The sequence below is a fragment of the Alkalihalobacillus sp. TS-13 genome (assembly GCF_019720915.1).
GTDB lineage: Bacteria > Bacillota > Bacilli > Bacillales > Fictibacillaceae > Pseudalkalibacillus.
This window is the reverse complement of record NZ_JAHKSI010000006.1, coordinates 1-20,413: the sequence shown is the minus strand read 5'-3', so window position 1 is coordinate 20,413 and position 20,413 is coordinate 1. Positions and strand designations below refer to the sequence as shown.

Annotated in this window: 18 protein-coding genes; 7 read left to right on the top strand and 11 right to left on the bottom strand. The window is 41.9% G+C overall.

The window, feature by feature from the left end; genetic code table 11:
- Positions 1 to 290 precede the first annotated feature (290 nt).
- The 9 genes from KOL94_RS22615 to KOL94_RS22575 form a co-directional block, all read right to left on the bottom strand.
- The gene (locus tag KOL94_RS22615) at positions 291 to 851 is read right to left on the bottom strand and encodes a hypothetical protein (protein WP_221568942.1); all 561 of its coding nucleotides are present in this window, start codon (positions 849 to 851) and stop codon (positions 291 to 293) included.
- 1,660 nt (positions 852 to 2,511) lie between these two features.
- Positions 2,512 to 2,850: a hypothetical protein gene (locus tag KOL94_RS22610; protein ID WP_221568941.1), complete on the bottom strand. Its 339-nt coding sequence runs from the start codon at positions 2,848 to 2,850 to the stop codon at positions 2,512 to 2,514.
- 536 nt (positions 2,851 to 3,386) lie between these two features.
- A complete protein-coding gene (locus tag KOL94_RS22605; RefSeq protein ID WP_221568940.1) occupies positions 3,387 to 3,629 on the bottom strand; it encodes a hypothetical protein in 243 nt (80 codons plus the stop codon).
- A gap of 652 nt (positions 3,630 to 4,281) precedes the next feature.
- Positions 4,282 to 4,521 (bottom strand): hypothetical protein, encoded by a 240-nt coding sequence (locus KOL94_RS22600; RefSeq protein WP_221568939.1) that lies wholly within the window; start codon positions 4,519 to 4,521, stop codon positions 4,282 to 4,284.
- 42 nt (positions 4,522 to 4,563) lie between these two features.
- A complete protein-coding gene (locus tag KOL94_RS22595) occupies positions 4,564 to 4,803 on the bottom strand; it encodes a hypothetical protein (RefSeq protein WP_221568938.1) in 240 nt (79 codons plus the stop codon).
- 522 nt (positions 4,804 to 5,325) lie between these two features.
- Entirely contained in the window at positions 5,326 to 5,658 is a 333-nt protein-coding gene (locus KOL94_RS22590) for a hypothetical protein (protein WP_221568937.1), read from the bottom strand.
- Positions 5,659 to 5,677: 19 nt separating this feature from the next.
- Entirely contained in the window at positions 5,678 to 5,992 is a 315-nt protein-coding gene (locus KOL94_RS22585) for a hypothetical protein (protein WP_221568936.1), read from the bottom strand.
- A gap of 1,011 nt (positions 5,993 to 7,003) precedes the next feature.
- Entirely contained in the window at positions 7,004 to 7,258 is a 255-nt protein-coding gene (locus KOL94_RS22580) for a hypothetical protein (RefSeq protein ID WP_221568935.1), read from the bottom strand.
- A gap of 101 nt (positions 7,259 to 7,359) precedes the next feature.
- A complete protein-coding gene (locus KOL94_RS22575) occupies positions 7,360 to 7,956 on the bottom strand; it encodes a relaxase/mobilization nuclease domain-containing protein (RefSeq protein ID WP_221568934.1) in 597 nt (198 codons plus the stop codon).
- 150 nt (positions 7,957 to 8,106) lie between these two features.
- Between KOL94_RS22575 and KOL94_RS22570 the strand changes: the two genes are divergently transcribed.
- The 4 genes from KOL94_RS22570 to KOL94_RS22555 all read left to right on the top strand — a co-directional run bounded on the left by KOL94_RS22570 (position 8,107) and on the right by KOL94_RS22555 (position 12,351).
- Positions 8,107 to 8,337: a hypothetical protein gene (locus KOL94_RS22570; RefSeq protein WP_221568933.1), complete on the top strand. Its 231-nt coding sequence runs from the start codon at positions 8,107 to 8,109 to the stop codon at positions 8,335 to 8,337.
- Positions 8,338 to 9,636: 1,299 nt separating this feature from the next.
- Positions 9,637 to 10,791 carry a replication initiation protein gene (locus KOL94_RS22565; protein ID WP_221568932.1) on the top strand — a complete coding sequence of 385 codons (1,155 nt, stop codon included), beginning with the start codon at positions 9,637 to 9,639 and terminating at the stop codon, positions 10,789 to 10,791.
- Positions 10,792 to 11,267: 476 nt separating this feature from the next.
- Positions 11,268 to 11,744, top strand: a complete 477-nt coding sequence (locus KOL94_RS22560; protein WP_221568931.1) for a hypothetical protein — start codon at positions 11,268 to 11,270, stop codon at positions 11,742 to 11,744.
- Positions 11,719 to 12,351, top strand: coding sequence for a hypothetical protein (locus KOL94_RS22555; protein ID WP_221568930.1), 633 nt, complete (start codon positions 11,719 to 11,721; stop codon positions 12,349 to 12,351). Before KOL94_RS22560 ends, KOL94_RS22555 begins: the two co-directional genes overlap by 26 nt.
- Positions 12,352 to 12,825: 474 nt before the next feature.
- On the opposite strand, the gene KOL94_RS22550 is transcribed toward KOL94_RS22555, so the two are convergent.
- Both KOL94_RS22550 and KOL94_RS22545 read right to left on the bottom strand, forming a co-directional pair.
- Positions 12,826 to 13,377, bottom strand: coding sequence for a hypothetical protein (locus KOL94_RS22550; protein WP_221568929.1), 552 nt, complete (start codon positions 13,375 to 13,377; stop codon positions 12,826 to 12,828).
- Between the two features lie 32 nt (positions 13,378 to 13,409).
- The gene (locus KOL94_RS22545; RefSeq protein ID WP_221568928.1) at positions 13,410 to 14,630 is read right to left on the bottom strand and encodes a ParM/StbA family protein; all 1,221 of its coding nucleotides are present in this window, start codon (positions 14,628 to 14,630) and stop codon (positions 13,410 to 13,412) included.
- Between the two features lie 1,347 nt (positions 14,631 to 15,977).
- Here KOL94_RS22545 and KOL94_RS22540 point away from each other — a divergent pair.
- The 3 genes from KOL94_RS22540 (at position 15,978) to KOL94_RS22530 (ending at position 18,849) form a co-directional block, all read left to right on the top strand.
- Positions 15,978 to 16,655 (top strand): MerR family transcriptional regulator, encoded by a 678-nt coding sequence (locus KOL94_RS22540; protein ID WP_221568927.1) that lies wholly within the window; start codon positions 15,978 to 15,980, stop codon positions 16,653 to 16,655.
- A gap of 873 nt (positions 16,656 to 17,528) precedes the next feature.
- Positions 17,529 to 18,392, top strand: coding sequence for a hypothetical protein (locus tag KOL94_RS22535; protein ID WP_221568926.1), 864 nt, complete (start codon positions 17,529 to 17,531; stop codon positions 18,390 to 18,392).
- A 34-nt stretch (positions 18,393 to 18,426) separates the two neighbouring features.
- Positions 18,427 to 18,849 carry a DUF6884 domain-containing protein gene (locus KOL94_RS22530; RefSeq protein WP_221568925.1) on the top strand — a complete coding sequence of 141 codons (423 nt, stop codon included), beginning with the start codon at positions 18,427 to 18,429 and terminating at the stop codon, positions 18,847 to 18,849.
- The last annotated feature ends 1,564 nt before the right edge of the window (positions 18,850 to 20,413 follow it).

Below are 20,413 nucleotides of genomic sequence, written 5' to 3'. Positions count from 1 at the left end.
GTCAAACCCGAACGGAGTGACGTGCCTCACACCATCAAGCCTTGTGCACGCAATCCTTCTACGCTAAACTCCGTATAAAGATGGCCGACCGAAGCAGGTAACCACACCTGTCTGTTCATCTCCCAAACAAACCACTTTTCCAGAGCGACATAACCAGTAACGCCAGGGGGTTTGGGGGCATAGCCCCCAAGAAAAACAACATGAGCGTCAGCGAATTCCGATTCCGGTGAAAAGAAAATAGGGTAAAAGGTGACTAGGGTCACAGTTATAGTGTGACCCTAGTCACCTTTTTATCCAATTCTACCCCTGAGCAATCGAATGACGAGAGAAATCATACTGAGTTTTACTTTCATTCTTACCCGAATATTGCCGTTCTGAATTTCTGAATCTGTTTGTTCATATTTTTGTTCGTATTTCTCGCGTACTTCCTTTAGAGCATTCTTTTTGTTTTTTGTTGGTTTTTCCTCAGATAGAGGCTCCAGCAATTGGTCGATTCGTTCCTTTACAGGGTTTGCGGGGTGACCAATAAAAATTTTTGTGCAAATATCACCCGCCGGAACCCCAAACCGTTCACCAAGTTTTGCTTGGGTTTCCACCAAATTCATTTGACTTTTTTCGATATCATACAATCCACGTCGTAGATTGGTACCAGAGTTAATCAATTCTATTTCTGCACGCTTTACTTCGAATTCAGCCCTCTTGCGTTCTGCTTTCAGTTTGCTAAGCTCTTCTTTTTTCTTCTGGAAATGGAAACGCATTTGAATGATGATCCAGGTTCCGCCAAGCAAGGAATAAAACATAAGGATCACAATTATTGTGATCTGTGCCCATTCCGGAAGAAATCGAATCACGCTGCCCATCCCCAGTTACGCCTTCCCATGTTCGCTGTGAGTCCAAGTCTAGCCATTTGCACGTACGAAAAACCAGACCCGGGGATGTGACTTTGGACACATTCCCGGGTCTGGTCTTCTTTTCTCTAGCAGGCGTGCCCCTTAAAGATACAAAACCAATCCTTACAAAGCTCGCATTGAGCAATAATGCATTCGCCGTTGTGTTCGCCACCGCATTGTGCTGCCATTCTCTAAATTCCTTTGTGTTCCTATCTCGCTTCTCGGTGTCCCATCCGCTCTCCCTGCGGACATCTCTAAGATTAGTCGAGGACACCCACCCGCGCAACCCCTAAGCGTGTAATGGTGCTCACACTACCATCCACTACCGACGTCAGGGTTAGCCAAAGTGAAAAAGTGATACACGATGAAAGGTGACCTCCTATCGGTTTCGCGCCTTCCCTCCTCCATGCGCTCTTTTCTCCTCCACAAATGTAAACGGAACCTCTCCAACTCAACTAATAAGCAACCGGCACCGAGGCAGGTAACCACCGACCAAACAGAACATGACCTGATCAAGTCGGGACGTAACGCAGCCCATTGCGGCAAACGACCACCACACCTGTCTGTTCATCTCCCCAACGGGTCACCTCACCAGAGCGACATAACCAACAACGCCAGGGGGTTTGGGGGTTATCCCCCAAAAAAGAAAGCATGAGCGAAGCGAATACCGATTCACCGGTAATCCGCCCAAAACGGACATTTCAGACCAGAACGACAGAGTACGCAACCTCTCCGGGGTTTGGGGCGGAGCCCAAAAAATTTTTGTGAGTGAGGGCATTTGCAGATGCAAATGGTAAAGGCAAAAAGAAAACCCCGGACGGTTCCGGCCGTCCGGGGATTCCTTCAAAGACAAACAGACGGACATCCATCCGGTGCCGTGTCCGGGTCCGTGTGCCCGTGGCGAATGGCAGCGATAGCCTCACCAGGGAGGAAACCCCGGTTGGCCCACCTTGCTGCGTCGGTTGCGCTGAACCCTTCTTCCATAAAATCAAGCGCAATCGCCGACGTCGAAAACTGCTGAGCCTGTGCCTTGTAGCTTTCCACGTAATCAGAGACAAAAAATAGCACGATAAGAACGAACAATGTCCCTACCTCTCTCAGATTATCAAACTTCCATCCGCTACCTGCGAACAAGACCAGTCTAGCACGATTACCTATGTTATCACAACGTCGATGAGTGTGAATCAGGTCACACGATGGGGAAAGCACCTTACCAGGGTCACGTGCCCCCTCCCTCCTCCATGCGCTCTTTCTCCCCTTCGGTAACGATAGCTCTTCTATGCTCTTCATAGACAACCGGCACTGAAACAGGCAACCTACCTAACCAACAGGACCATTCCTGATCAAGCCGGGGACGTCACGGAACCACCTACGACAAGCAACCACACTGATCTGTACATCTCCCAAACCGACCACTTTACCAGAGCGACATAACCAGCAACGCCGGGGGGGGGGTTGGGGGTTTCGCCCCCAAAAGAAGATAATATGAGCGTAGCGAATGCCTTATATCACAGCGAATTGGGGCGAAACTCCATAAAATTTTTAAATGAAATAATTGAATGGAACACTTCCCCATAATTCGTAGTGTGGGGAAAGTGTTCCATTCATGTTCAATCAACCTTTATTGGGTTGCATCAGCATCAGATACCTTAATCCTTCCATCCGAATCCAATTCGACATGAAGGTTATTCTTGTTCAGTTCCCTCATGGCTTGCTTCATTTCGTTATATGCCTTGTTCTTCCGCTCTAGTTCCCTTTTATAGTGCTGCTTCCCATTCTGAATAGTTCCATCCTCGAAGAATTCCTTTACCGTGTAATAAACCGAGTGGTTACTTTCCAGCTTTTTAAGAAGCTTACGAATACGCCCTTCTTGAGCCTTTGTAACCGTAAAAGCCACTGACTTCTTAGCACCAGAAAAAGTAAAATTAAGGGTGGTGATAGCAGCCTTCTTTTTATCCATGATTCTTCACTCCTCACCATCCGCATCCCTTGCGGACATCACTAAGATTACCCTTCGGGGGTCCCCGGCGCAAGCTCACTCGGGGTGACATGCGTCACATCAATCCTCCCAAAATGTAACGAGGATCACGAAACCCTCCCTGCTCCATGCGCTCTTTGATACCGGCACCGAAGCAGGCGACCACCATCCAAATGGAACCCTATCTGGTCAAATCGAGGAGTTCACGCAACCACCTACGCAAAGCAACTATACTGATCTGTACATCTCCCAAACCGAGCACGTTGCCAGAGCGACATAACCAACAACGCCAGGGGGTTTGGGGGTTATCCCCCAAAAAAGAAAGCATGAGCGAAGCGAATACCGATTCACCGGTAATCCGCCCAAAACGGACATTTCAGACCAGAGCGACAGAGATACGCAACCTCTCCGGGGTTTGGGGCGGAGCCCAAAAAATTTTTTGGCTATGTAGATGTAAAAAAGCACTCTAATCGAAAACCCCTTTACAAAATCGTAAAGGGGTTTCGACTCTATGTCATTTATTGTGCGCGAGTAATGTGGTACGTCAGTTCCGGAAATGCCCGCAAGTAAGCGGCATCGCCGTTTTTTGCTGGCCTAAGCACTCCCAACTCCATTCCATCCTGCTGAAAGGAAACCTGGACATACCCTCCAATCTCGAAAAAGGTTGGTTCGGTGACATCGATGATGATCTCGCCCTGGTCAGCAAGGTTGGAAAGTGCTGCTTCGAGTTTTTCCTGACACTGAACCGTGATCGCGGTCATTTGCTTACCTCCGTATCTCCTGCTGATAGGTTCAATCGTAGGTGAGGGACGACATGAAGTCAAACGATGGAAGGTGTGAGGTCGATCACACTGAACCGTAAAACCCGTAAGTATGTGACTGTGCTCACCTCTTCCAGGGATTGAAGTCAAGGGATATCCCAGCAAAGTGCGAGGGCGATAACAACATGTCGTGACATCCTTCCTCCATGCGCTCTTTTCCTGCTCGGATGGGTAAATAGAACCTCTCCCATTACCCCCCTAAACAACCTGCACCGGGACAAGGGACCACCGAACTAACAGGACCATACCTGCCAGGTCGGGGACGTCACGTAACCACCTACGGCAATCAACCACACCTGTCTGTTCCTCTTCCAAACCGACCATCATGTCAGCGCGACATAAACAGCAACGCACGGGGGTTTGGGGGTTAGCCCCCCAAAAAAGACAGCATGAGCGTAGCGAATTCCGATTCTCCCAGGGACCATCCGCACCAAACCGGACATTTCAGGCCAAAGTGACCCAGTACATAACCCCTCCGGGGTTTGGGGCAGAGCCCCAAAAAAAATTTTTGGAAAGGGTAAGGATTTACAAATGCAAAGAGTACAGATAAAGGAAAATCCCGGACAGCCGGAGCCGCCCGGGATAGCAAAGTCTAACCATAAGAAACGGTCCGACCATGATCCTTTGCCCATTGCCCAATGTTGTACAGAGCATTCAAAACCGTTTGTGCGTAACCTTCCGGCCTTCCGCATTCAATCATGTTACCTTCCTGAAACGATGGCATCCCTTCATCATAGGGAGCGGTCAAACCGAGTGTAACCCGTCCTAGAAATTCATCTGCACTCATGCTATTACACAAATCATCATCCGGTAAACCCAGAAAATCACCCAAAATCCAGCGTGCATTTGAATTTGCTAAATTGACCTCCAATTCTTAAGGCATCGGATTTTCTGTGATGATCTTGATATGAGCACCAACGTACAAACAGAATTCGGGTTCCTCGCAACCCTCCAACGGGGTTTCGTTCTTCGATCGAGGTCCAATCGGTTCTAGTGCCTTGAGCGCTTTCTGATACGTTTCCAGGATTTCGGCTTTCTCTGCCACTACCGGGCAGTGGCAGGTTACACGGTAACCAATGATAGGACCGTTAGTAGCAAAAAAAGTGACAGACATTTAAACCTCTCTCGAATATCGCCCAATCTCTTGCGAACGATGTAAGTCTAGCAAGGTCCAGTGTGCGACTCAATACTAGTGTGACCCAGCTCGCACATTCCAGTTATATCCAGAGGGATAGAGCGAGCGATAACAACGGGTCGTGACTTTTCCTCCTCCATGCGTTCTTTTCCTGCTTGGATGGTAAACAGAGCCTCTCCCACATTTCCACTACGCAACTGGCACCGAAGCAGGCGACCATCTTGCCAACAGGACATAACCTGATCAAGCCTGGAACGTAACGTCACCACCTACGGAAAACGACCACACCCGTCATTTAATCCCCCCAACCCACCATCATACATAAGCGACACGATTAACAACGCCGAGGGGGTTTGGGGGCATAGCCCCCAAGAAAGACAGCATGAGCGAAGCGAATCCCGCTTGCCGCTGCCGAGCATACCGCTGAAGCCCTGCAATGAAAGAACCGAACGGGGGTGGCCTCCCACACACCCGTTCGGTTCTTGTGTCTAATCTGAATGCTTAACCTCGGCGAGAAAAATACCGTTTCATTCTACGAGGTATGGATTGTTGCTTCTGCAATTCCACCATGCCTTCATTGATACAGGGTATCATTTCACAAATAGCTCGCCGCAACATGGGATCCTTTACATCAGGCAACAATTGCACCAGATGTTCATCCGCCAGATTGCGCATTTCGATCGTTTCCGCGGTCAAAGCCTGATCAATGGTATTCATCACCATGTCTCGAATGGATCCATACGACTTTGACCGCTTTTGCGGCCTCCTCAGTGTAATAAGCTCCAACAACAACAGCAGAAAGGCCATCGCGAGCAAAATAATACGAATTTCCATGACAATCCTTCCTTAACAATCAAGCTTTCAACTGTGCTTCTCCACGTTTTATCAATTGTTGCGCCTGGTGCCGTTGTCCGTCATTGGACTTCGGATGATGCTCAATATAACGGCAATAAACGATCGCTGCCTTTATAAGATGCGGTTCACCTTGACTAAGATACTTCATCACCCAATCAAAAATCTCATTCATCTCCTCATACCCGTCAAGGCGCATATTCTTAATTTCAATAAACAATTTATAAGTACGTACCCCGATCAAGCCAACCACCATAATCCCGAAGAAAAACCACTGAATCATCATGATCCATTCGCTGACCCGTTGTTCGGACACTGTCCATCCTACCCAGGGAGTAAGGATAACACAAGCCCTATCATGTGGCTTCCCTCACACTGTCGGGTGCTTGCGCACATACGCTTTCCGGTGCTAGACTCCACCTAGCAGTTTTCAACAGGAAGCGGACTGACTAACGGTTCCCCGTCCCGGGCTCCCCCGCCCTTTTTTCGTCCGTCCTCCCATCCCCTCATCGTCCCGGAGCGCCGGACGGTCAAGGGGTTGTGGAATACCGCAGCGAAGCGAGGATATGCCGCGAAAGCCCCTTGACCGGGAGAAGCGGAGGGATACACTCGAAAGGGGAGGACGGCGGGGGCGAAGCCCCTTTCAAAAAATCAGCATGAGCGAAGCGAATGCCTTTTAAGCCGAAGGCTTCCAAAAAAACAGCATGCGCGCCAGCGCATTTCCGATTTGCCTGACCCCGACAAATCGGACATTTCAGATCAAAGGAACCAGCTGCGGTACCGGGGTTTGGGGCGGAGCCCCAAAAAATTTGCATCCGCAAATTTGCAGGTGCAAACAGAACAGAAGGGAACCGCCCCGAGCGGGGTCTCTCCCGCCCGGGGCGTGGCTCGCTAGACTAGTTTTTGCCAGTCCCGCGCGGCTTCCTCGGCTTCCGCCCTCCACTGTCGGGACTCCCTGGCGCGGATGACCTTCTTAGGGTAGTCCTCCGAGGTATGCGAAACAACTTGACTGTTTCGCATAACCCCTGTAGGCTTCCCGGCGCGAGTCGTCCTCTTCTTCTTCGCCTTGGGGTTACACCCTCGCCAGCTCTGACCCGTGCCAGCAACGGGCATACGCCGGAAGTGCTCATCAAGCAAGCCGTCAAACACCGAAAGCGCTCCTCTGTTGAATTCTCAAGATTCCCCGTACTTCCGGGGTTCCGATCTCTCCCTCAACCGGACATCTCAAAGATTACCCGATGATGGTCTCAAAGACAATGACGTACATCACATTGCCCCTGTGAAGTACGTCACATCGACAGGTCTTGTACGCACTTCACCTGTGTTCCTAATTCAATTGGCATAATTGTTTTCGAATCACATTTCGATCTGTAATCGTTTCGAGTAACCTATTCCGTTCTTTAATCAACTCGTTTAGCTTCACCATCAATTCGCTTTGATCAATGGACTGAAACAAAACTGAAAGCGACAAAGTGTAAGTCCGTATCCTAACATTTAATAGTTTTAACGGTTTCGCGACTTCACAAAGTTGTTTGTATTCCTGATTCTTTAATACAACCCGGAAACTCTCTTCTTTTTTCATAAGGATTACACCAGATGTAGTTTTCTCAATTCGATATTTTGACATTACCTCACCAATCGGTTATAGGAAGAATCCCCCGAACGGCGGTCCGGGGGATTACATCATGTAAGGTTTTTTAGTCCTCGGCGAACTGCGGGACGGTTTGAAATTTGTTTCAAAATCTCTGCGCGTTGCCGTAGCTTGTCGCGCAAATGCTTACTATCCCATGCCCAGCTAATACGTGGGTACCCGTCTTCCGCCTTGGACTTAATCACTCGAAACACACTAGGTATGTCTCGATTTGAAGTCTTCAACGTCTCCGCAACCTGACAAAGATTCTTATATTCTACAGGCAAGAGGTCACAAATGTGATTCTCTATCTCACGATCAGTGAGCTGATACATTTCGGTTTCGGCATTCCAAGTAATCCGATACAAAGATCGAACTGAATTACGCTTACGCCTATTTTCGGCAAACTTTACTTCGATTGCACCTTTACTAAAATGATCCGGGTCGAGTGTCTTTCCTCGAACTGTCTGAATCCTTCCGCGTTTTGTCCTCTCTGTATTGGCATTATCAAAACATACATTTGCACGTTCTTCCCGCACTTCAATTCCAAAACGTGTTAAATGCCGGTGAAGTTCTGGGAAACTTTCCACGTATTCAAGCGCATTCTTAACGTGCTTTGCCACCAACTTGTGGAAGTCTACTTCAAGCATGTTTAGTGTCTCCACTCTCGAATGATTAAAAGAACCCTCCCCAACCGGGGCACTGCCCAGTTTACCGTCCATAGGTACCTTGTGCAAGCCCAATGTTACCCCAGTCACACCGCCTTGCATTCCACTACTATAGTCCGTTAGACTGATCGCATGATGAACCACAGGAATTCGGAAACGTTGCTTGCGATCGAAGACCAGGGCCTCACCCTTGAACCTTATCCATATGATGGATACGGGACGAACGGCGTAACGTTTATTGTTTCTCCGGATATTCCAGAATGGGCTATCCCCGAACTTATCGAAGAACTTAATAAAACTGCGATGGGAAGCCCAATTTATTACGACAATTGCGGGGATAACCTCCTCCTGACAATTTTGTGATAACACTTACTTGTGACGCTGATCACAGAGTAGCTTCTCACACTTGCATATCTACCCCTCTATGGGGTAGACTCGTCCCTATGAGACGGAACGAAACGAAACGAGGCCAAAGGGTGGGGTTCCCACCCTTTGGCCTGTCCTTGCCTTGGAGGGGGCCGTCTTAGTTTTCTCAAGGCCCCCAGGGCCTTGAGAAAACTAAGGGCGGTTAGGGAAGTCGTGGCCCCCAGGGCCACGCTTCCCTAACCGCCAGGCTCCCGGAAAGGCAAGGACAGGCCAAAAAAATTTTCGGAAATCTCCACGAGCCAAACGTAACACTCAGATCCCAAATAACCCACCTATCGAGCTTGAATAGAAAATACTCCAAATAGGAAGGGAATCCACAGTTATATCTCGAAAGTAGAAAGCGATCTAACAACCAGAAATTCTCTGAATCTTGATCTTCGTTGAATCCTCAATTACACGTAAGACTAGCCTTGTACCCATAGTTTTCCTGACCACCCAGAAATAGTAGTGTTATATATGTCGATTCTGGGTGGTCAGGAAAACTTTTAAGTTATCAATGAAAACGGAAAAGCTGTAAGAGCGTAGTCTTACGTGTAAAAAATCTAAAGCGTATTTAAAGAAATTCCACGATATATTTAAGTTTTTTTTAAACGATATTTTAATGTTTTTTAAGTTTAATATAACAAAAGAAGGGTCATATAAGTTGCGTATGAAAATTAATGTTGTTATATAAGTAGACAACAGCATTCACCATTGTTATTGTTTTTACAAATTATTATTTCAATGTTTTACATTCTTTTTATTGTTTTCGACATTGAACAAACCTTGAAAATACTAGAGTTATAGAGTTATAAAATAACAGAAACAGGGCCAAACATAACAAAAACGGGGTGAAGAATAACAATTTCAGGGGTAAACATAGCAAAAACAGGGTTATTTAGATAACAAAAACAGGGTAAAGAATAACAAATTCAGGGTTTGTATAACTTATTCAGGGCTGCTATAACAAAAACAGGGTGTTTTTATGCAACTTAAGAGGTATTTCCTGACTTTATTCCTATATAAATGGAAAATTACTTCAAACTATAACAACACCAGGAGCCTCCACTTTGTAAGTCTTGTAGGGATATAGCGAAATACTATAACAAAAACAGGGTTACTTCTCGTTTAGGATGAAAGATAACAAAAACAGGGTCTAAAGAGCCCCCTCTGAACTATAACAAAAACAGGGCCTTGTAATATTTATTAGGGTTCGACATAATAGAGTCAGAATAGGTTGATGGAAGGTGGTACCAATTGGCACAAGACCAATACAATCTCATACCGAAGACGAATGCCCTTGTCACCAAAGCGAATGCGCTCGTAGAATCTAATTACAAATTGGGCTTGATTGAACAGAAAATTATCTTGATGTTAGCAAGTAAGATTCAGCCGAGTGATACGGAATTCAAAACATATACCTTAAGTATCAAGGAATTTGTGAAATTATTGGGGATTTCCAGTAAGTCCAAATACGAAGAAGTCCGACAGATTACAATGAAGTTGATGAAAAAAGCGTTTGAAATGCGACTCGAGAATAAGGTCATTCAGGTCAGTTGGTTATCATATGTCGCTTATAATGAGAATGAAGGCACGGTGGATCTTCGTTTTGATCCATTCCTTAAACCATACTTATTGGAATTAAAAAGTCATTTTACAAGCTATCGTCTGGAAAACGTCGTCAAATTGAAAAGTTCCTATTCGATACGAATTTATGAATTATTAAAGCAGTATGAGAAACTAAAAGAACGCACGTTTGATCTTGATCATCTCAGGGATATACTAGGCGTTCAGGATACCTATCCGGTTTATGGTAATTTTAAACAGCGTGTATTGAAACCAGCTCAAAAAGAGATGAAAAAAAAGACGGATCTTTCATTTGATATTGATGAGATTAAGCAAGGCCGAAAAGTGGTTAAGGTTCGTTTCTTGATACAGAGAAATAAGGAGAAAGAAACTGATCGAGGACAACAACTTTCCTTGTTTTCGAATGATCAGGATCAGGAATCCATCGTAGAACCGTTATTGAATAAGCATAGTTTAGATGTACCTCCTTCCCTTCTCGAGCGATGGATGAGTTTCGGCGAAGATCGGGTTTTCAAGGCTCTACAAGTTGCTATCCATAAAGGCAATGTTAAAAATAAAATTGGCTATGTCACCACAATGCTGGAAAAGGGATATGATCAAGTCGAAAATACAAGTGAACCACAACAGGCTTCTGATCATCAAACCTTAGTGCACCACATCTATAATGCAGAGATTAGAGGACGCGGCCTTATTCCAAAATGGATGATCAAAAATACCGTCATTGACTATCTAATGAAGAATGAGGATTACACAAGTGAAGAGGCCCATGCATTTTGGGAAGAAAACGACAGTGCATTTATACATAGTTTTGAGAGAACACTCTAAAGTTGGGTGTTCTTTTTTATGGCCAACACGATGGAAAATTGGATAAATGGAAAAGTGACCCTGGGAAAACTTGTGCTGATAAAAAGAAGTAGGATGTTTCCGAGCAATTAAATAAACTAGTTTAAACTAGTTTATTTAATTTGAATGTGTTATTTGATTTTCACTGATACAAGTTTGCCCCCTGTTTTGGATGCTGCTTGAGCAAACTCGGTCGCTGTCTTTTTGCTGATTCCCTTTTTTGCCATATGGTTAATACACCCTTTCATTGCTGATCTTATCCTCCATTATCGACGAATAAAACAGCTTTTAAACCTCTTGAAAGGGAAATGAAAGATACTTGGATAAGCATTTTTTTGATGTCAGGTGCTAAACACCCTCTCTTCCCCATATACTTATACAAATTTATGGAAAAATGGAAAAGTGACCCTTAGTTAAATGGTGAATCTTAATAAAAACTAGGAAAGAGGGAGACCTATATGGAAAATATCAATCCTTTTTTTTCACAACCAAAACAGAAAGCAAAGGAACCTCTAAAACCATTAAAACAGATCGCATCGACTCAAACTGAACCGAAAAAAAGGAAGACACGATCGGATAAATGTCATGATATTAAGTTTCCAGTTCGGAAAGAAGAGAAAATCCTGCTGCAAATGCATTGCAAACAATTTTCAGCATTATATCAACCAGTAAAACAAACCAAATTTAATACCCTCCTGCTACGTTTTGCCCTGATGCACCCTGACAGGGTGAATTGGGATTTTGATTACCAGGATTCAAAACAATACATGCATACTAAACTATTGGAATCCGAATATGCTGATATTGGCGGTCCCTTTGGATTAGCTATCGAAAAGGGTTTTTCAGAACGGAAGACGGTTACGTGTATGGTAATGTCAGCATTACAGTTTGTAGATCAAGGAGGAAGTTATGGAGAGATCATTAAGCAATTATGACTATTTGAAGCAGCGATTAGCCGGGACCATGAAAAAGAAGAAAAGTATGTTCTCTTTGTTCTTTGAAACGGACTATCGTTATATCGAGATTAACATACCGTATTATGACTACCTCCGTGGAGAGGTTTTGATAAACGATGTCAAAACGATTGCAGATGATGCCCCAGATATTGATCTTGGAAAACTGATCGCCCTCCTTTATGTCCAGTTCCTTTTACAGATTCGAAAGGGTTTCCCTATCAAACAAGTTGGACAATTTTTAAACGGAAAAAAGCTGGAATACATTACACCTGAAAAACAAGAGAGTCGGACAATGGAAGTCATCAGCAATGGGCAAAGTACGTTTTGGGATTATGAAGAGAAGGATCAAGTCACTGAAAATATGAAGTCCGCCTATCTAACAGTCAGAATGAAAAAGGCAGAGATTTATCGAGGAGAAATATTGTTATATGACTTAAAAAACCTTAATGATACATTTGAGATGACCATCGAGGAGATGCTCGCCATCTTATACCTTGATTTTATCCATAAAATAAAAAGTGAAGGTAATAATGAGAAAACAATGAAATCGATCATAAAAAGTGTTAAATGGTATACAGACATTTAGCTATTTTCATCGGAAAATTGTTAAAAGCAATGCAATCAATTAGACGAATCACAAATCTTCGTTTTCCTCTCCTTTTTCTGAGAGATGAAAGGTATTAAAACGGTTGTAAGTACAGAAAAAGCAAGAGTAAAAACAGGTTTCTTCTGTATATACTTACTAAATAGGAACATTTTAAAATAATAAGTGCTGACGATCCACCTATTGTTATATGAAATTGTTTTACAACAAAGTGTTAATCTTAAATATTTTTTTAGATAAAACCCGATAAGGTATTGATTGATTTTGTGTTCAACTAACCTTATCAACCATTGCATTGGGATAGGATTAGATAGAAAGACTAATACCCAGCTTTTTATTGTTTAGGATGAATCTAATGAAAATTTTTTTGTGATTGATAAAGAAAATCAATCCACCAACTATAGTGCTAAAAACTCTTAGTTTTATATATCTCCATAAAAAAGCTGAAACCTAATATTAATTAGGATTCAGCATTTTTCGTTTTCGCTTCAGTTTTTCTAGAACATCGTTTTCTTGTAGTGTGTCCCCTGGGAATTGCTCATTCATTGGTTTGGTTTTCTGCAGATCTCGAGAAGTTGTGTTATTCGAAATATTCTCACCCTGTTTTTGTTGCACTTTGTTTGGTGGGATACGATCACCAGAATCGGTTTGGATAGTGGGTGTTAGGAAGCTCCCATCTCCCTGCTGTTGACCTAACAGTAACTTCAACACATTACGCAAAATGACTTGCCCATGTTCACTTTGCAACAAGTCAACTTCCTGGGGAGAAAAGGTAGTTAAGGGTACTGTTAGTACATGTTCCTCTCCCCGTGCCGTTTGGATATGAGTCGTTTGATATTTAAGTCCATCCTCGATCATTTTTTCTGTTAGTTTATTTCGACTGATCGTAAATCCTTTTTGTTTATAATCAGTAAGGATTTGGTTGAACGATTCACACCAGGAGGCATTAAGAGATGGAGTAAACGTTCTCCCTTTGCCAGGTTCGTATCCTATATTTCCGTACGACAATGTCTACTCCCTCCTTTTAAAACCCGTTGAACTTAAACTGGCTGTTTCTCTAACTGATCCAAAACGTTCGCGATTAAATATGCTTTACTAGTGAAAAAGGCTGCATCCCCTATTTTTTCCGGGAAGATGAATCGGTTGGCCAGGTTGGCAAATTCCACATAACCGAATAACAATCCTCCACCTACTAACACAAACTTCTCTGCATTGGAAGATAACCAGAATTTATTTAATTCGGTCTTTATATCAGCCGCATACAACTTCATCCATTTGGTGACGACGTTCGTTATATCGATGTTCTTTACAAATAACCAGCTCGCTGTAAACTTCACTTTTGAGGGGCTCTTGCCATCAATCATTTCCATTACTCCAGGAATAATCACTTTCCTCATGAATTCTTCTCTGGTTCTATATGGTTGACTGCTCTCCCCTGTCTCTTCCAACATTTGATGCACTTCTTGAAAGGCTTCGATCTGAACGATTTCGTCAAGGATTCCATCGATGAATTTATTGGTACCGATTGGCTTGTTCGTACTCTTATTCTTATCGAAGCCAAGTTCAGTATGAAGGGCCAAATCAAGTGTCCCTGCCCCTAGATCGCCAAGTGCAAAATCGTCCCCGATTTCATCTCCTAATGGCAGTTCTTCAAGTTGTCCATTCTTAATGTCAAAACCTAAAGCAAGTGAACTGGTAACACCTTCGACATGAACGGTTCCTTCATGGATACTGATCGTAACCTTTTTCCCTTCATAAGCTCCATCTAACGCTTCAACGACATGAACTCCCTTAAGCTGCGAGATCACTTTTTCTGAACCGATGTTTTTATACTCTTCTACTGGAAGTCCTCCAGAGTATGGAACGTCTACATCACTCTTTTCTGAACGCCAAGCAGCAATGGCAAGACCAGTTAAAGTGGTTACGATATGTAATTTGTTGTTGAATTTACTTTCGGCCTCAGCGTTCGGCTCTACTTTACCATCTTTATCTTTTGCATACTCCCCTACATAGAAGTAAGCAGTGGTTTCATTAGCCGGCAATGCCTTACTTGCAATTCGGACATGTAAGAGATGTTCTCCAGCAATCTGTTTCATTTTTGACATGTCGGTCACCTTACTGGAAGGTGCGGGTGCAATGATCGTCGGAATGGTGAACGATTCAATATCGCCCTTGTTGTTCAGGAAGCTTACTTTATTGGAGGTATTACCACTATCGGTACCTGTCACAAGTACGTTTTCCTTATACAATGCTTCTAACATGTAAAACACTCCTTATTCAAGATTAGTAATATATGAAAAGCCGTCCTTAATCAGTAGGCCTATTAACCTTGTATTTCTTCTCAAGGTAGCCAAAAAATTCCATTAGTTACCTTCAAGCCTAATGTTTTCCTATATTATTGATACTATCATATGATATTCACCCCGTAAATACAAGTTAAACAAGTTTAGTCCAGACTAGTTTAAACTAGTTTTCTTAGGAGGCAACGTCAATATGAATATTACAATTGAATCAGTTATGGTGGACCATTAATGATTAATGGTTCATCGATGGGGTTTTATAAGTGGTTCCAAGTTTGATGAGAATAAGCGTAGAAGACCAGTAAGTTGTTTCGTCCTTTTGCCCTCACCTCTTTATGCACTACGAATTACAAAAGAAATCAATTCTCCCTCGTAGGTTGGAGTCAAGTATGAATCATTAGTGATGCAGACTGATGGATAGATAGAGTGATCACTAACAACGGTGATGGTGCACTGAGGAACAGTTTTTTATAGAAAGAAAATACCACTGTTCTATTAAAACCAGGTAAGAATGAATGATTGAAACAAGTTTGGTAGATACGTAAACTAATAGATAAAATATAACAAGACCACAAATAAAATATGATTATTAAATGTGACACATCACTTCTCTCCTTGGATCCCCTAATGCTTCACCACTAGGGATGTCATCTTCATAAATGGTAGATTGATAGATTGTTTTTGTACTCATAGTTAATGATCGACAGGACATAGTAGCTCTGTTACTTTGGATACTAGAGTCTTAAAGTATGGATACGCCACTTTATCATAAATTTACATTTTAAATAAAAATTTCACGTACCGTATTAAAAGGAAATATTACTTATCCTTGAAGGATATCCGTAATAAGATAACGAATAATGAATCATGAAGGATTTATGTGTCATTGCTAGTGGACCACTTGTTCTTCAGAGCATACAAATGATGAACCACTTGTGTTTTTGGGTTCTACATGTGGCGTGATGTTTAACATGATTCGGTCCAAATTATATCAACGGTTATACCTCACTAAGGAAGTGTGCTTCACCTATGATACAAATTTAGGAAATGCCAAAAAAGGGCTTTAAGTTGCTAGCTTTGGTGAGCCCACTAATGGTTCACTATATATGCTTTGTAGTTTATTAAATATGTAGCATCGGTGGAGAGGGTTCCACTTGTGGTTAAATAACAGCCATATGTAGTAAACAATTAATAGATTATGGATCACTTGTGAAAAATTTGTTAAGGAGTTTTGATTGTCTTTTTAGTTTATGAGTCATAAGTGGTGAAACATAAATGATGTATTGGCCACTAATGAGGGAGGGTATTATGGAGTACGGAGAACAGAATTTTTATAAAATAAACGAATTTGCCAAGATCATTGGGAAACACTACAATACGGTTGATTTATGGTTTAAACGTTTGGAAGAAAAAGGTCTGCATTACATACAACGAGTTGCAAACGAAAAAGTATATGATGATCTGGATGTAATGATTGGGAAATTTATACTTCAGAAACGTGAGGAAAAGTGGTCCCACGATGCAATCCATGATGAATTAGCATATAATCATGAATTACGACCTTTTCCAGATGGGGAAGAGCCGATAAATGAAGTCTTGGATGTTGAAAAAATTAAACGGCAAATACTTGAAGAAGTACAAGCAGTCACAAAGGAAGCAGCAGCAACTGAATTAAAAGAAATAAAAATGGAGTACAAAAAAAGATTAGAAGAGGTTCAAACAAAATATGAGGAAGTCATGAAGAGACTCCCTGATCCTAATGAATCAAAAGATAGGGAAGTTACAAATATCATTACAAAAAGAAGAATAGAGGCACAGTTGAGACAAGAAGCGTTAAATAAGTGGGAACAACGTCCATTAAATGATCGCTTTATAAAGGTCGGTCTCTTTAGCAAGGCTGAAGATGTAAACAAGAGAGACCGGTTCATTGAAGAGTATATTTCAAATCATTTTGAGGAAAGATTGAAACAGGAATATAGTAATTAAAATTTTAATAGTAGAACTAGCTGGTAGTTTCCTATTCGGATCTACCAGTTTTTTTATGCCATGTGTTCAAGGAGAGAAGGATGGTAGTTCTACATCATTTCCAAATAGATTTGCTTACATTTGAATTAGAGTGTCATTTGTATTTAATAGAATAAAGTATAATGGTAATAAAACAAAATTACTAATAAGAAAGGTGACGACAATCTCCGATTCTCTTTTTTATCAAAATTAGTTTTTTTAATGGAAAGAATTTGGATAAGATAAAGTATAACAATACTTGTTCATACCATACTCTTAACGTTTTTCGCTCCAATCAATTTTAAAGTAATCAAAATGGTTAAAAGGAATTTAACTCGTTTAAAAGTTATAAGGACCCACAATAATGTGAAAACGCGAATCCACCATTTACGTAATGACTTGAAGTACTTTTAGGATTCAAACCGATCAGGAAACCATGTCCCCCAAAAACAAAATATAACAAAAACAGGGTTAGTTCGGATGACAACTTCTCAAGATTTTCAGGAAAGGGAGTCAGTGAATAGGTCCCCAGGGGACACACTAAACGAAGATCTAGATGAAACTGAAACGAACGCAATATGCTAAAGTCTACTTAAATAGGACTTTAGCATATTTTTATTAACTGGAAATTCAAATTATATGAAATTTAAACAGGTTCGTTGTTTAATTAATATGTACCTTTTCTTTATCAGCAAAAAGTTTATGGAAAGAATTTAAACCTACCCTCTATCTTTGGGATAAAAACTATTCCTAGAGATAATCAACCTGATTCGGTTGATCGATATCAACATATGTAGTGTCAAAAAGCAAGGAGTGTGGTGTCACATTTACCTCAAAAAAAGGAAAATTAGAGACGTGTATTATTGGAGTCTAGTCGAGTCTTATCGTTCCGAAGGGAAGGTGAAACAACGCGTCATCCAGTCTCTGGGGAATACTCAAACTGCCCTGATACTCCTCAAGGGGAAAACCAAATATGGACGCTATTATCAACAAATCCAACAATTTGTTTTTGAAACCTATGGACGGCATTATCAAACGAATAACATATACTTCGTCTACACTGGGAGTTTAGCAGAGACTGAAGCCATCAAACGCGTCAAACCAGAACGATTGCTTCTCTCCTACTTTTATTTTCGTCATCAATCGATTTCTGAAGTGGTGAACAAATTGGGATACACCCCCTGTATCATGCTGGATAGTGGGGCGTTTAGTGCGTACACACGTGGAAATAACCTATCACCACTGGATTATATGCACTATATCCAGGAAAATCAGCATTATATAGATCATTACATTAGTCTCGATGTGATCGGGGATTCCGAACTTACATTTCTATACTACGAAATCATACGCTCCAAAGGGTATCATCCTCTTCCTGTTTTTCACTATGGTGATAATGTGAATGTTCTCAAACGATATGTCGAAATGGGAAGTGCGTACATCGCCTTAGGTGGGACGGTTCCTGAACGAGACAAGAGGAAGGTCGCACAGTGGGTGATCAGGTTGCAGACCAAATATCCGGATGTTCGTTTTCATCTGTTAGGAACCAGCTCCGTCAAGGTAATAGAAACGACCAATGTTTACAGTTGTGATAGTTCTACCTGGATCCTGCAGGCAGCGAATGGAAAACCCAGACAGATTAAGGGAAGAAGCCGACAGGCAAAGATAGAACGAGCGATCTATAACATACGAGCCATTCTCCAGCACATCGACAGTTAAATGGTACCGAAATCATAAAAAGGAGGAAAGATTCATGAAGATAGCACTCGTAAGCTGCACCAAATTAAAGGCAAGCCATTCTTGTAATGCCAGAATGATGTATCAACCGTCAACTTTATTTAAAAAAGCGGTTCATTTCATCGAACAGAATAATTATAAAGAATGGTTTATTCTATCTGGAAAACACGGGCTCTTAAAACAACATGATGTAATCGAACCATATGATGTAACCTTAAACCATATGAAAGCATCAGAAAGAAAGACATGGGCACAATCAGTCCTTAAGCAACTGGCATCCTTGGATCTAAACATAACACAGATAGATTTTTATGCCGGGGTTACTTACAGGGAGTACCTGACCCGTGATCTTGAGCAAAAAGGTATCAAATGTAATATCCCCCTTAAGGGAAAAGGTATAGGGGAGCAATTACAATATTTCTCTTACCATACAAAGTAACACAGTATAAAATCGTTACAAATTACGTTACCCCATATTCTGAAGAAGTCTTTTATCATAAAGAAACCCATCCCGATGAAAGATGGATAGGGAAGAGGTCAAAGCCGGTCGTCAATCGATAAACTGATCTTTGAAGAGAAGACGTTAAACAGATTAATACAAGACATTGCCTTTCTTTTTAACTATGGTGTTATTATGAACCCATTTATTAGAAATCTGTATACCATTCAACACTTTAAATAATGGATTTCATTATTTACTGTTATTATTTTCTATGGTTATTTCAATCTTATTCTGATTGAGATCATGTAGTAAAATTTCTCCCCGTTGTTTTAGGGATTTTTTCTTTTTCATTGAATTCTCAGAACACACTTTTACCATCACTGACGACTTCCATTTTTTCGGATTTTGAGCATTAAGGTAACACCATGTTTGGTATTAGTTTATGGAATTGGTGCATTTATTTTGAATAGGAGACGAAAAAGAAGAGGGGTTACGATTAAAAAAGGGGACTTTAACAATAAAGAATTGTAAGAAGTAAATTGAAAAACTTCTTAATGTCAGTAGTAAAGATAAGGATTTGAAAAGAGTTTATAGGGTGAGATTAGGGTTACGGAACACATGGTCGTAAACATTTAATTTAGCTGGTCATGAGCAAGCTGCTTATCAACTTATGAGTGATATACTTGTACAGTAGAAAAGAGTCCGGGACTCTTCTTTATAATACTTTTATGTAGTGCTAAATTCTTTTCCTCTACATAGATTCGTTAAATCCCTGGCAAATACACTTAGGGTATCGGTTAAAATCAAATAACCATCTCGTTAATCAACTAGTTTAAACTAGTTGATTAAACTTTGAAAAGAAATCCTTTGGGTTTATATCGACACATGTATCCCCATGTGCACTATCACTCAAAAATGCTTCTTTATATATTCTTTGGTTCTATCACTACTGTAGTCCTCATTTTTTTAAATTAGATCGATTTGTTGATTATCCAGGTATGAGACCGGAATATTACAGCAGCATCGTTACACGATTTTGCGTATGATTAAATCGAACATAGTTGGGTTTTGGATATGTTTATTAAAATGTTTTTAGATAGGTAACTAAATAGGTTGGTCATGGTTGATGTTTAAACGGGCTACTTTAGAGAGAATCATGCGAGATAATCGTCATCTGTCCTCTTAATGAAGGTAGATTATCCCGTGACAGTTTATGGTTTTTGTGTTGTTTTGGTATGTGTGCGTGGAGTGAGATTGGAGCTGTGGTTTTGTTTTTAAGTTGAGGATGTCGTTTCTGTCTGAGGAAGGGTTATTTTGGGCGGGGGATGTTTCTTTTTCTTTGGGTTTATGTTGGGATGAGGTGGAATTAGGAGAGGGTGGATGGGAATGTATCCGGTTGTTGGTTCTTTCGGTCTTTCTATTGGGTGCCAGCGGCGACGGGGACTCCGCTCCGCGCGGTGGGTTGGAGCACCGTGGGCGGTTGAGGCGCTTCGCGCCCAACCAAGCCCACGAGCGCTCCAACCCACCTTGCTACGCTACGTCCCCGTCGCCGCTGGCACCC

Bases quoted from the DNA above. Each gene is read 5' to 3' on its own strand.
- KOL94_RS22610 (WP_221568941.1), bottom strand. From the start codon at position 2,850: ATGGATAAAAAGAAGGCTGCTATCACCACCCTTAATTTTACTTTTTCT.
- KOL94_RS22605 (WP_221568940.1), bottom strand. From the start codon at position 3,629: ATGACCGCGATCACGGTTCAGTGTCAGGAAAAACTCGAAGCAGCACTT.
- KOL94_RS22595 (WP_221568938.1), bottom strand. From the start codon at position 4,803: ATGTCTGTCACTTTTTTTGCTACTAACGGTCCTATCATTGGTTACCGT.
- KOL94_RS22590 (WP_221568937.1), bottom strand. From the start codon at position 5,658: ATGGAAATTCGTATTATTTTGCTCGCGATGGCCTTTCTGCTGTTGTTG.
- KOL94_RS22580 (WP_221568935.1), bottom strand. From the start codon at position 7,258: ATGAAAAAAGAAGAGAGTTTCCGGGTTGTATTAAAGAATCAGGAATAC.
- KOL94_RS22575 (WP_221568934.1), bottom strand. From the start codon at position 7,956: ATGCTTGAAGTAGACTTCCACAAGTTGGTGGCAAAGCACGTTAAGAAT.
- KOL94_RS22570 (WP_221568933.1), top strand. From the start codon at position 8,107: ATGATGAACCACAGGAATTCGGAAACGTTGCTTGCGATCGAAGACCAG.
- KOL94_RS22560 (WP_221568931.1), top strand. From the start codon at position 11,268: ATGGAAAATATCAATCCTTTTTTTTCACAACCAAAACAGAAAGCAAAG.
- KOL94_RS22555 (WP_221568930.1), top strand. From the start codon at position 11,719: ATGGAGAGATCATTAAGCAATTATGACTATTTGAAGCAGCGATTAGCC.
- KOL94_RS22545 (WP_221568928.1), bottom strand. From the start codon at position 14,630: ATGTTAGAAGCATTGTATAAGGAAAACGTACTTGTGACAGGTACCGAT.
- KOL94_RS22540 (WP_221568927.1), top strand. From the start codon at position 15,978: ATGGAGTACGGAGAACAGAATTTTTATAAAATAAACGAATTTGCCAAG.
- KOL94_RS22530 (WP_221568925.1), top strand. From the start codon at position 18,427: ATGAAGATAGCACTCGTAAGCTGCACCAAATTAAAGGCAAGCCATTCT.